11 protein-coding genes are annotated in these 11,894 nt (G+C 73.7%); 5 read left to right on the top strand and 6 right to left on the bottom strand.

Annotated elements, in window-relative coordinates; all coding sequences use genetic code 11:
- Positions 1–1,723: 1,723 nt before the first annotated feature.
- The 6 genes from J3P29_RS00845 to rpmH are packed head-to-tail and all read right to left on the bottom strand — an operon-like array spanning position 1,724 to position 4,698.
- Positions 1,724–2,446, bottom strand: coding sequence for a 16S rRNA (guanine(527)-N(7))-methyltransferase RsmG (locus J3P29_RS00845; protein ID WP_210491095.1), 723 nt, complete (start codon positions 2,444–2,446; stop codon positions 1,724–1,726).
- Positions 2,443–2,922, bottom strand: a complete 480-nt coding sequence (locus J3P29_RS20560) for a R3H domain-containing nucleic acid-binding protein (protein WP_210491094.1) — start codon at positions 2,920–2,922, stop codon at positions 2,443–2,445. Before J3P29_RS20560 ends, J3P29_RS00845 begins: the two co-directional genes overlap by 4 nt.
- Positions 2,922–3,869 carry a YidC/Oxa1 family membrane protein insertase gene (locus J3P29_RS00835; RefSeq protein ID WP_210491093.1) on the bottom strand — a complete coding sequence of 316 codons (948 nt, stop codon included), beginning with the start codon at positions 3,867–3,869 and terminating at the stop codon, positions 2,922–2,924. Before J3P29_RS00835 ends, J3P29_RS20560 begins: the two co-directional genes overlap by 1 nt.
- A gap of 10 nt (positions 3,870–3,879) precedes the next feature.
- On the bottom strand, positions 3,880–4,140 hold the full coding sequence (yidD, locus tag J3P29_RS00830) for a membrane protein insertion efficiency factor YidD (protein WP_210491092.1): 261 nt from the start codon (positions 4,138–4,140) through the stop codon (positions 3,880–3,882).
- A complete protein-coding gene (gene rnpA, locus J3P29_RS00825; RefSeq protein WP_210491091.1) occupies positions 4,137–4,559 on the bottom strand; it encodes a ribonuclease P protein component in 423 nt (140 codons plus the stop codon). Before rnpA ends, yidD begins: the two co-directional genes overlap by 4 nt.
- Positions 4,560–4,563: 4 nt before the next feature.
- Entirely contained in the window at positions 4,564–4,698 is a 135-nt protein-coding gene (gene rpmH / locus J3P29_RS00820) for a 50S ribosomal protein L34 (protein WP_210491090.1), read from the bottom strand.
- Between the two features lie 319 nt (positions 4,699–5,017).
- On the opposite strand from rpmH, the gene dnaA reads away from it, so the two are divergent.
- From dnaA to gyrB, 5 genes are all read left to right on the top strand, one after another.
- A complete protein-coding gene (gene dnaA, locus J3P29_RS00815; RefSeq protein WP_210491088.1) occupies positions 5,018–6,505 on the top strand; it encodes a chromosomal replication initiator protein DnaA in 1,488 nt (495 codons plus the stop codon).
- Positions 6,506–6,648: 143 nt separating this feature from the next.
- Complete coding sequence (gene dnaN, locus J3P29_RS00810; protein ID WP_210491087.1) at positions 6,649–7,758, top strand: DNA polymerase III subunit beta; 1,110 nt, start codon at positions 6,649–6,651, stop codon at positions 7,756–7,758.
- Between the two features lie 10 nt (positions 7,759–7,768).
- On the top strand, positions 7,769–8,902 hold the full coding sequence (recF, locus tag J3P29_RS00805; protein WP_349239797.1) for a DNA replication and repair protein RecF: 1,134 nt from the start codon (positions 7,769–7,771) through the stop codon (positions 8,900–8,902).
- A 1-nt stretch (position 8,903) separates the two neighbouring features.
- Positions 8,904–9,221, top strand: coding sequence for a DUF721 domain-containing protein (locus J3P29_RS19555; protein WP_210491085.1), 318 nt, complete (start codon positions 8,904–8,906; stop codon positions 9,219–9,221).
- A 181-nt stretch (positions 9,222–9,402) separates the two neighbouring features.
- Complete coding sequence (gyrB, locus tag J3P29_RS00795; RefSeq protein WP_210491084.1) at positions 9,403–11,874, top strand: DNA topoisomerase (ATP-hydrolyzing) subunit B; 2,472 nt, start codon at positions 9,403–9,405, stop codon at positions 11,872–11,874.
- Positions 11,875–11,894 lie beyond the last annotated feature (20 nt).

Genomic DNA, 11,894 nt, shown 5'->3' with positions numbered 1-11,894 from the left:
TGACACCCGGACGAGGAGCCTGGGTCCGGAGGGGTCAGAGCCCCGCCGAGCTCGTCCGGGCCCGCGACGCCCGCCGTCCGGCCCGCGGATGAGCACCACCCTCACGCGGCCGCAACTGGGGCCCCGTCGCAGCTCCTCCTCTCCTGGGTGAGAAGCAGCCTGAACCCAACCCCAACGACCCCTCGGCGGGAACCTCGCCGGCACTCGGAGCGAACCTGAAACGAGCCCGCATCCCGGCGCGAGGCCGCCCCGGCGGACCGAAAGACCCGAGCGGAAGATCGGCGTGGGCAGCGCCATCGACGACACCCAGCGCGCCGCCTCAGTCCTCCGCGGCGCCGCCCCGCCGCGGTGCCGAGGGCGTGGCCCCGGTCCCTTCGCGCACCGTCCCAACGACACCGCCGCGCACCCTGACGAGGAGGCGCCCGCATCCCCGGCGGCCTGCGTTGGCGCGCGCCGTGCCTACGCCCGGCGCCGAACCCGGTCGGCCCGCGCCACGCCGCCCGGAGGCGGTCGAGACAGTTCCGCCCAGCGGACAGACGACCGCCGACCGGGGACGGAACGGGACAAGGGGATAGACGCCGGGCGGCCCGACGAAGGCCGCCCGTCGATCGTGCGACAGAGCTTCACCGTCTGCCGCACCGGGTCCGCGGGACCGAGCTCTGGATTCGACGCCCGTCGCCGGGCAGCGCGTCGGCCCCCCGCTACCGCGGCGCATAGGCCGCGCCCGCGTCCACACCGCCGCCACATCCCGCGCAGCGTGGTGCGCCACCCGCGCACCACCAGCGCGCGGCGACGCCGACCGCGACCGCGAACGCCGGACCAGCACCGCGGACCGCGTCGATGCCGTTCCCACCCGCATCGGCGGGACCGCTGAGACGACGCACGCACCGACCGGCCACCGCATGACCACACGCGGCGCGTGGGCGTGCGTCGCCGCCGCGCGCCGCCGCGGGCGCGCGGCACCGGCCGGACGCGCGCCGGCCCACACCCCGGGCGGTCGACGTGCGCGCCGTGCCGACACCAACCGGCCTCGTCTGGCCTCGACCCACCACGCAGCCGAGGGCACACCTGCGGCCGTGGCGCCTCGCCCCGCGGCAGACGCGGCGCGTCACGCACCCCGCCAGCACCCCGGACGCCGCTACGCATCGACGGCATCGCGACGCGCACGACCGGTCGCCCCGGCGCCGTCCGCGCGGAGTCCGCGAAGGGCCAGGAACGATCTCACCGGGCGGGAAACGCGGCGCCAGGCGCTCCCCGTCGCGGCGCGATGGTGGCGCGCTCCCTCCATCCCGCTCGCGAGCGACGGCGTGTCGGGCAGACGGTGATCTGGCTCGTCGATCCGGCTCGCCGCCCCGCAGCGAGCGCACAACTCGACATCCGTCTCTCCGCGGCCCAGGGAGCCCGGCCTGCCTCCGCGTCGCCGGGACCGGCCACCGAGTGGCACCACCGCGGCCGCCGGGCGCCGGCGGGCGGCGGGCCACCCGCACCGGGCGCCGAAGCCGCTCGGCCGGCACGAGGACCGCTCGTCGCACCGGACCGGGCGAACGCCGCTCGAGCCGCTGCGACGCGTGGCGCCCGCAGCCGCCCCTCACGCCGCGCGCGGGCTGACTCCCCGGCGCGGCCGCATTCCGGAAGGGGGAGGCCGCCGCCCGACCCGAATTCGCCTCAGACGGGCCGGAACGGCCGTTTCACGTGAAACGGCCGCTTTTCGGCCCGGATCGCCCTACTTGAGCGGCTTGCGGAGCGCCGCGCCGGGCTGGCGGGGGAAGCCCTTCGGCGTGGGGCCGCTCTTCACGTGCACGATCAGCTGCCGCTCGCGCGCCTCCGGCCACGGCTTCACCGAGATCTGCTCCGGCGGCGACATCCGCAGCTGCTTGGCGACCGACCGCGCGACGGTCTCCTCGTCACCCGCGATCGACCCCTTCCACGCGACGAGCCGACCCCCGGGAACGAGCAGCGGTGCCGCGTACTCGATCAGCACGCCGAGCTGCGCGACGGCCCGGGCGGTGACGACCTCGAACGCCCCCAGGCCCTCCTTCCACGCCTCGGCCCGCGCGTGGACCCCGCGCAGGTTGCGCAGGCCCATCCGCTCGGCGCAGGCGGTGACCCAGGCCACCTTCTTGCCGACCGTGTCGAGCGCGACGACCTCGCAGTCCGGGCGGGCCGCCGCGAGCACGAGTGAGGGCACCCCGGCGCCGGTGCCGATGTCGACGACCGAGGCGGCCCGGGACAGCGCCGGGACGGCGAGGCCGCTCAGGCCGTCGGCGACGTGGCGGTCGACGGCCTCCTCCGGCGCGCGCACCGTCGTCGCCGCGTGCTCGTCCGTCGCGTAGACCTCGAGCAGCACCCGCAGCGCGTCGAGGGCCCGGCCGTCGAGCGCGTGCTCGACGGCCAGCTCCTCCAGGCGCGCCTCGACGGCGGGGGAGAAGGACGGTGCGGGGCTCACGCGCCGGGGCGCGAGACGACCAGGTGACGCTCGGGCTCGTCGCCCTCGCTGTGCGTGTCCACGTCGCCGCGCTCGCGCAGTCGCTCGTGGACGAAGCGGCGCTCGCTCGCCGTCATCGGATCCAGGGCGACGGGCTCACCCGTCCGCAGGGCGCGGTCGGCCGCCTCGTCGGCGATCCGCTCGAGGATGCCGGCGCGGCGGGTGCGGTAGTCGCCGGCGTCGACCGTGACGACCCAGTCGCCGCCCGGTGCGTGCTTCGCCGCGATCCGCGTCGCCAGGTGCTGCACGGCGTCGATGACGTGGCCGTGACGACCGATGAACGGCGCCACCTGCTCGCCGATGAGCGTGGCGGTGATCCGCGGCCCCTCGCGCGTCACCTCGACGCGCTCGCCGGCCTCGATCGCCGCGGCCACGCGGCGCACCAGCGTCGCGACCTCCTCGGCGATCCGCTGACCGATCTCGTCCTGCGTGGTCACTAGCGCCTCCGGCCCGAGCGCTTGCGCTTGCGCTTGCGCGGCGGCGGGGGCGGCGCCACGCCGGCACCGGTGGCTCCGGCGGTCGCGACGGCCGGTCGCGGGCGCCCCGTGGCGGCCGTCGCCGCGGCGACGCCGCCGTCCTCGTCGTCGTCCGTCTTGTGCGGCTTCGCGTGGCCGTAGACGCGGATCAGACCCCACTGCTGCACGAGCGTGAAGACGTTCGTCGTGATCCAGTAGATGAACAGGCCGGCCGGCGGCTTGATCGGGATCAGGAAGATGACGAAGATCAGCGGCAGCGCCAGCATCAGGCGCTTCTGGTTCTTGTCCGCCGTGGGCGGCATGTTCACCAGGGACGACGCCATCTGCGAGCCGACGTAGAGGACGAGCAGCAGGACGAGCAGCGCGCCGGTCGCGACGGCCGTGATGTCGTGGATGCCGAGGAAGCCCTCGCCGAAGCCGCCGGTGCGCAGGCCGCTGGGGATCGGCTGGCCGTACATCCAGTCGCCGATGGGGTTCGGCACCTTGCCGCAGCCGACGTCGTGCGGCAGGCCGCGGTCCACGCCGTTGCCACAGATCTCGAACTTCAGATCCGTGCGCAGCATGTAGTAGAAGCTGACCAGGAACGGGATCTGGATGATGATCGGCAGGCACGACCCGAACGGGTTGACCTTGTGCTCCGCGTACAGCTTCATCGTCTCCTGCTGGAGACGCTGACGGTCGTCCTTGTACTTCTCCTGCAGCGCCTTCATCTGCGGCGCGATGGCCTGCAGGCCGCGCATCGACTTGAAGGACTTGACGCCCAGCGGCAGGACCGCCAGGCGCAGCAGGATCGTCAGGACGATGATCGCCAGGCCCCATCCCAGGCCGATGGAGTCATGGAAGAACTCCAGGATCGGCAGGAAGAGGTCGATCAGCCACTGGATCGGCGCGATGACGGCAACGGGCATGCGTACTCGTTCAGGAGGGCGGGGTGGAACGGCGGGAGCGGAACACCCGCTGGGCCGACACGGGATCGTAGCCGCCGTGACTCCACGGGTTGCACCTGAGGATGCGCCAGGACGCGAGGACGAGCCCCTTCAGGACCCCCTCCGTCCGGACGGCCTCGACGGCGTACTGGCTGCACGTCGGCTCGTACTTGCACGAGCGCGGCAGCGCGGGGGAGATGAACCGCTGGTAGCCCCGGATGGGGGCGATGACCAGCGAGCGGAGGAGCCTCATGCGGCCCCGTCCGCGGACGAGAGCGCGCCGGCGGCCTTCTCGACCAGCTCGCGGAGCGGCGCGGCGATCCCGGCCAGGCCCTCGCGCTCCGCGAGCTCGCGGGCGTCGGGGCGGGCGACGATCACCACGTCCACGGACGTCGGGAACCGCTCGGTGTGCTCCGCGAACGCCTCCCGCAGGAGACGCTTGACGAGGTTGCGCTCGACGGCGCCGCCGACGCGGCGCGACACGCTCAGCCCGACCCGCGGCTCCGGCGTGTCCGGCGTCCCCTCGTCCGCGGCCTGCGCGCGCGGGAAGAGGTGGAGCACCAGGTAGCGGTTGCCGAACGAGCGACCGCGCCGGAAGACGCGGTCGAAGTCGGCACTGCGGGTCAGGCGACCCCGCTTCGACCGCGGGGCGGCCGGACGGGGGGCGGGCATGGCCCTAGACGGTGAGGCGGCGACGACCCTTGGCGCGGCGACGCTTCAGGACCTCGCGGCCGGCCTTGGTCGACATCCGCTCACGGAAGCCGTGGGTGCGGGCGCGCTTGCGCTTCTTCGGCTGGTAGGTGCGCTTCATTGCTCAGACTCGGGTTCGTGGGGCCGCGCCGACGGCAGGCTCAGGGCATGCGGCGGCGCAGGCGCGGAACGAGCAGTCTAGCGGGCCTCGAGCGGGCGGGCGTGGCGCCCGTACTGCACCCCCCGGACGGCATCGCCGGAAGGCCCGTCGAATGTTCGCGCTCTTTCCGGCAACTTGCGTCCAGAGCCCCCGGCGGCCGGGGGACCGCTGGTATATTCGCGGCTCGCCGTCGCCTTCGGGCGGCGCCTCCTCGGACCCCACCACGGTCCCCGCCGTCTCCCTCCGATCGCTCCGCCGAGCGGTCCGCTTCGCCCTGCCCGTGCCGCCCACCGACCTCGACCGCGCCTGGAACGCCATCATCGAGGACGCCCGGCGCCACATCGGGGACGGCGCGTGGGACACCTGGCTCTCCGTCCTGTCGCCCGTCTCCACCGACGGCCAGCGCGTCCTGGTGCGCGCGCCACGCCACGCACGCTCCTGGATCGAGTCGCGGCTGGTCCCGCTGCTGAGCGCGAGCGCCACCCGCGTCATGGACCGCCCGCTGCGCGTCGTCCTGGCCGACGACGAGCCCGCGCCGCGCGCGCCCTCCGCCGCCCCCGGGAGTCGCGCCGGCTCGGCCCCGCCCCCCGAGCCGGCCCCGGTGGACCGCGAGCGCCCGCTCACGCCGCGCTACCGCTTCGAGGAGTTCGTCCTTGGCCCCGCCAACCGCTTCGCGCACGCCGCCGCGCTGACGGTCGCCGAGAACCCGGGCGTCGCCTACAACCCGCTCTTCCTCTACGGCCCCCCGGGCACGGGCAAGACGCACCTGCTCCACGCGATCGCGCACTACGCGAAGCAGCACCACCAGGGCATGCGCATCCGCTACGCCACGGCGGAGACCTTCACGACCGAGTTCACGGGCGCGCTGCGCTCGCGCGGCGTCACGGCGTTCAAGGAGCGCTACCGCGAGCTCGACCTGCTGCTCGTCGACGACGTGCAGTTCCTCATGGCGAAGAAGGCGACGGAGGAGGAGTTCTTCCACACCTTCAACGCGCTGCACGAGGCGGGCGCGCAGCTCGTCCTGACGGCGGACCGCCTGCCGAACGACATGGACGACCTGGAGCAGCGCCTGCGCGACCGCTTCGCGTCCGGGCTGGCCGCCGAGGTGGAGCCGCCCGACCTGGCCACGCGCCTGATGGTGCTGCGCAAGCGCATCGCCGGCCAGGCGATCGACCTGGCGGAGCCGGCGGCGCTCGAGGAGATCGCCCGCCACGTCACGAGCAGCGTGCGCGCCGTCGAGGCCGCCCTCGTCCGCGTCGTCGCCTACGCCTCGCTCACGGACCGGCCGCTCACCGTCGGGCTGGCGCAGGAGGTCCTCGCGTCGCTCTACCCGGGCCGCGTCCCTCGCCCCGGCCGCCGCGCCGAGGAGCCGGTGCCGTCCGCCGGGCCGCCGGCGCCCGCGGGGCCCGTGACCGTCCCGCAGATCCTGCGCGCGACCGCCGAGACGTTCGACGTCACCGAGGACGCCATCCTCTCCCGCCGCAACGACAAGCGCCTGGCGTGGGCTCGCAAGCTCGCGATGTACCTCGCGCGCGAGGAGACCGGGGCGTCGTATCCCTCGCTGGGCCGCGACTTCGGCGGCCGCAACCACACCACGGTGATGACCGCGGTGCGCAGCGTGAGCAAGCGGATCGAGGGCGACCCGGCCGCACAGGTCGACCTGGCGCGTGTGCGTCAGCGCCTGCGGACTGTGGACGGCGCGGCGCCCGCGGGGCCCGCCGACGCGCAGGCCGCGACCGACGGTCCACAGGACGACCGCCGCGACTGACAGACTGCACAGCGGCCTGTGCGCCCCGGACGCGGAGCGATCCCCGTCACCACGGGCGATCGCGGTCCCCGGCGCCGGCGCTCCACAGGACGCACAGCCCTTCCTACGACTACTGATCTCCTTTCTCCCCTGAGGACTCCAAGGTGAAACTGCACACCGCCGCACAGGACCTGCTCGGACACCTGCAGTCGCTCAGCCGCATCGCGTCGGGGCGGCTCGCGAACCCGACGCTGTCCGGGGTGCAGATCGCCGCGACCGGCGACGGCATCGAGCTGCGCGCCACCGACCTGCAGGTCGGGCTGCGCATCGCGCTCGAGGGCGACGTCGAGCGTCCGGGCACCGTCGTCCTGCCCGCGCGCCTGCTGCTCGACATCACCCGCCAGGCCCCGGGCCCGCGGCTGACGCTCGAGCTGCGGACGGAGGAGCAGGACGTCGAGGTCACCGCCGGGTCCGCCGTCTTCCACCTGCGGACGCTGCGTGGCGAGGACTTCCCGCCGCTGCCCGAGCCGAAGGACGTGCAGGGCGTCGAGGTCGACGCGCAGGCCTTCGTCCAGACGACCGGCAAGGTCGTGCGGTCGGCGGCGAAGGACGACACGCGGCCGCTTCTGGCCTGCGTGCTCGTCCGCGCCGAGGGCGACGTCCTGACGATGGTCGCGACGGATTCCTACCGCCTGTCCGAGAAGAAGACGACGCTGGAGACGCCGCTCGAGGGCTCGTTCGAGGCCAACGTGCCGGCGCGCGTCATGCAGGAGCTGGAGCGGCTCGTGCCGGCGTCGGGCGCCGAGACGCTGCGCGTCGCCCGCGGCGAGAACCAGGTGATCTTCACCCTCGGCCAGCACGTGCTCAGCTCGCGCCTGGTCGACGGCACGTTCCCGCAGTACCGCTCGCTGATCCCCGAGACCTTCGACCACGAGCTGCGGCTGTCCACGAGCGAGCTGCGCGAGGTCGTCTCGCGCGTGTCGCTGCTGGCGCAGAAGGCCGCGGCGCTGAGCCTGGCCTTCAGCGAGGGCGAGCTCGTCGTGTCGTCGCAGACCCAGGACGTCGGCGAGGCGCGCGAGGCGCTGCCCGTGCCCTTCCACGGCGAGCCGTTCGCGATCGGCTTCAACCCCGAGTACCTGCGCGATGGCCTCGACACGATCGACGGCGACGAGGTGCTGCTGCGCCTGACGAGCCCGATCCGTCCGGGCCTGCTGCAGACCACGGACGATCAGGGCTTCCTGTACCTGATCATGCCGATCCGCCTGAACTCCTAGGGAGCGCGCGCTGTCGGCCCACCTGTCGCGCCTGCGGGTGCGGGACCTGCGCACGTACGTCGCCGCGGACGTCGTGCTCGGGCCGGGGCTGACGGTCGTCGCCGGCCCGAACGGCGCCGGCAAGACGAACCTGCTCGAGGCCGCGTACCTGGCGTGCACCGGGCGGTCGTTCCGCGCGGCGAGCGACGCGGACCTGGTGCGCCGCGGCGCCGAGGCCGGCAACGTCGCGGCCGAGGTCGCGACCCCGGCCGGACCGAGCGTCTTCTCCGTGGGCCTCGAGCCCGGGGGGCAGCGCACCCGCCGGCTGCGGGTCGACGGCAACCCGGTCGACAGCCTGCTCGACCATCCGGCACGGCCGCGGATGAGCGTGTTCCTGCCCGACCGCATGGTGCTGGTGAAGGGCGGCCCCGCGCTGCGCCGCTCGCACCTGGACCAGCTGCTCGCCGTGCTGCGCCCCGGGGCCGCCCCGCTGCGGCGGTCCTTCCACGAGGCGCTGCGCCAACGCAACGCGCTGCTCTCGTCGCTGCGCGCCCGCGGCGCGGACGTCGCCGCGGCGGCCCGCGAGCTCGGCCCCTGGGACCGGACGGTCGCCGAGGCCGCCGCGGCTCTCACGGCGGCCCGCGCGGGCACCACGCAGGCCATCAACCCGGCGGTCCAGGCGCGCGCCGAGGAGCTGGGCCTGTCCGGCGTCCTCGAGATCGCCTACCGGCCCCGCTCGTCGGCGGACCCGGACGAGGTGCTCGCGGCGCTCCAGGAGCGGCACGGCGGCGACCTGGAGCGCGGGTTCACGCACCACGGCCCGCACCGCGACGACCTGGCCGTGCGCCGCGACGGGCGCCTGATCACGCGGTTCGGCTCGCAGGGCGAGCAGCGGATGGCGCTCCTGGCCCTGCTCCTGGGCGAGACCGACGTCATCGAGGACGCGACCGGGCAGCGGCCGGTGCTGCTGCTCGACGACGTGATGAGCGAGCTCGACGCCGAGCGGCGCGCGCGGCTCGTGGCCCTGATCCGCGGGCGCGGGCAAGCGCTCGTGACGGTCACCGAGGCGGCGCACGTGCCGGGGGCCGAGGATCCCGACGTGGGCCGGATCGACGTGGTCCCCGGTGCCGCGGAGTCTGTGCGCGTGGCGGCGGGGGGCGACTGACGTGCCGCGACGGCGCCGCCTGGCCCCCCGCGCGGCGGGCGAGGGCTTCGAGTCGCTGCTCGACGCCCTGGCCCCCGAGGACGCTCCCGACCCCGCGCTGGTGCGCCTGCAGCGCTCGTGGCGGACGACGATGCCGGAGGCCGTGGCGCGGGCCGGGACGCCGGTGGCGCTGCGCGACGGCGTGCTGCTCGTCGCCTGCCGGGACGCCACGTGGGCGCAGGAGCTGCAGATGCTCGAGCGCACGCTGCTCGACCGGCTCGCCGCCGCCGGGATCGACGGCGTCACCGCCGTGCGGACCCGGGCCGGCGGAGACCGCTGAGCCGTCCCGGCGCGAGGTCGGCGCAGAGCGTGTCCGAACCGGCACGTTTGCGGGCGTTTCGCCCGGTGGAGACTGGGGATTCGGGCCCCCGCTGTGCTATTCTCGGAGGGATTCGCTCGGTGCGCCTCGGGCCCGCCAACCTTGGCGAGGTGACCGGGGCGTTTCTGCTGCTTGGAGGCTCATGGCGACTGACGACACCACCCCCACCGACGAGACCCCGAAGGCCGATCCGGCCACGGTGGCCCCGGGCGGCACCTACGACGCGGCGGACATCACCGTCCTCGAGGGCCTCGAGGCGGTGCGTCACCGGCCGGGCATGTACATCGGCTCGACCGGTGCCCGCGGCCTGCACCACCTCGTGTGGGAGATCGTCGACAACTCGGTCGACGAGGCCCTCGCCGGCCACGCCTCGAAGGTCCAGATCGTCGTCCACCCGGACAACTCGATCACCGTGATCGACGACGGCCGCGGCATCCCGGTCGCCATGCACGAGACCGGCAAGCCGACCGTCGAGGTCGTGCTCACCGTCCTGCACGCCGGCGGCAAGTTCGGCGACGGCGGCGGCTACAAGGTCTCCGGCGGCCTGCACGGCGTCGGCTCGTCGGTGGTGAACGCCCTCTCCGAGGAGTTCGACATCGAGATCCGCCGCGACGGCCACGTGTGGCGCCAGTCGTACGTCCGCGGCGTGCCGACGGGCGAGCTGCAGAAGGGCGAGCCCCTGGCGAAGGGCGAGGGCACGGGCACCACGATCCGCTTCCTCCCGGACTCGGAGATCTTCGAGACGACCGAGTACGACTGGGCGACGCTCGAGAACCGCCTGCGCGAGACGGCGTTCCTGACGCGCGGCCTGCGGATCCTCATCACGGACGAGCGCGAGGGCGGCAAGTCGGTCGACTTCCACTACGAGGGCGGCATCGCCGACTTCGTCGCGTACCTGAACGAGAACAAGGACCCGATCCAGAAGAAGGTCATCACCTTCGAGGGCGAGGACGACAAGGCCGGCGGCGCGGTCGAGGTCGCGATGCAGTGGAACTCCACCTACCAGGAGTCCGTCCACAGCTTCGCGAACAACATCAACACCCACGAGGGCGGGTCGCACCTGTCGGGCTTCCGCTCCGCGCTCACCGGCACGATCAACCGCTGGGCCCGCGAGAAGGGCGAGCTGAAGGAGAAGGACCCCGCGCTGTCCGGCGAGGACATCCGCGAGGGCCTGACCGCCGTCGTCTCGGCGAAGCTCACGAACCCGCAGTTCGAGGGCCAGACGAAGACGAAGCTCGGCAACCCCGGCATGCAGGGCTTCGTGGCCCAGGTCGTCAACGCCAAGCTCGCCGAGTTCCTCGAGGAGAACCCCGCCGACGCCCGCGCGATCGTCCGCAAGGCAGTCTCCGCGGCGCAGGCCCGCTCCGCCGCCCGCAAGGCCCGCGACCTGACGCGCCGCAAGAGCGCGCTGGAGAACTCGCGCCTGCCGGGCAAGCTCGCCGACTGCTCCGTCAAGGACCCGTCCCTGGGCGAGCTGTTCATCGTCGAGGGCGACTCCGCCGGCGGCTCCGCCAAGCAGGGCCGCGACCGCCACACGCAGGCGATCCTCCCGCTGCGCGGCAAGATCCTGAACGTCGAGCGGGCGCGCATCGACCGCGTCCTGGGCAACCAGGAGGTCCAGGCGCTCATCACGGCGATCGGGACGGGCATCCGCGAGGAGTTCGACATCACCGCGGCCCGGTACCACAAGATCATCCTGATGACGGACGCCGACGTCGACGGCGCGCACATCCGCACGCTCGTCCTGACGCTGATCTTCCGCGAGATGCAGGAGCTGATCGAGGCCGGCTACGTCTACATCGCCAAGCCGCCGCTCTACAAGGTCAAGCAGGGCGGCAACGACCGCTACATCGAGAAGGAGTCGGAGCTGGAGGAGTACCTCCTGCACGACAAGCTCGAGCGGTTCGAGGTGACGAACGCCGCCGGCGAGAAGGTGCAGCTGTCGACCGCGAAGTGGCAGAAGTTCAGCCGCCTGCGCAAGCAGCACGAGGGCTGGGCCAGCGCGCTGCGCGCCGAGCACGGCATGGAGGTCGTCAACTTCCTGGCCTCGACCGGCCTGGTCCACGACGGCATCACCGGGTCGGACGCGGTGCTCGCGCGGCTGAAGTCGCCCGAGGTCTCCGGCGACGACGCGGCGATCAACGTCAAGCTGCTCGAGGAGACGGACACGCACCTGCGGATCCGCACGACCGAGAAGCAGACGAACCTGGCGCAGACCACGGAGCTGGACCGCGCGCTCTTCGACTCGCCGGAGTACGTCGGCTTCGTCAAGGTGCACCAGCAGCTCGTCGGCCTGTTCGGCCAGCCGATGTTCACCATCACGCTGTCCGACCGCTCCGAGACCGCGAACACGTTCGAGGAGCTCGGCAGGGCCGTGCTGAGCGTCGCGCAGAAGGGCGTGCAGCTGTCGCGCTTCAAGGGCCTGGGCGAGATGAACGCCGAGCAGCTGCGCGTGACGACGATGGACCCGTCGTCGCGCACCCTGCAGCAGGTCAGCATCGACGACGCCGCGGCCGCCGACCGCCTGTTCTCGATGCTCATGGGCGAGCAGGTCGAGCACCGCCGCGACTTCATCGAGGAGCACGGCCGCCAGGTCGCCAACCTCGATGTCTGACCGACGTCGCCCCGCCCGCA

It is taken from the genome of Patulibacter sp. SYSU D01012 (assembly GCF_017916475.1).
Classification (GTDB): Bacteria; Actinomycetota; Thermoleophilia; order Solirubrobacterales; family Solirubrobacteraceae; genus Patulibacter.
This window is presented reverse-complemented; position numbering and strand designations above follow the sequence as displayed.

Excerpts from the sequence above, each read along its gene's own strand:
- yidD (WP_210491092.1), bottom strand. The coding sequence starts at position 4,140 with ATGAGGCTCCTCCGCTCGCTGGTCATCGCCCCCATCCGGGGCTACCAG.
- rnpA (WP_210491091.1), bottom strand. The coding sequence starts at position 4,559 with ATGCCCGCCCCCCGTCCGGCCGCCCCGCGGTCGAAGCGGGGTCGCCTG.
- gyrB (WP_210491084.1), top strand. The coding sequence starts at position 9,403 with ATGGCGACTGACGACACCACCCCCACCGACGAGACCCCGAAGGCCGAT.
- J3P29_RS00835 (WP_210491093.1), bottom strand. The coding sequence starts at position 3,869 with ATGCCCGTTGCCGTCATCGCGCCGATCCAGTGGCTGATCGACCTCTTC.
- rpmH (WP_210491090.1), bottom strand. The coding sequence starts at position 4,698 with ATGAAGCGCACCTACCAGCCGAAGAAGCGCAAGCGCGCCCGCACCCAC.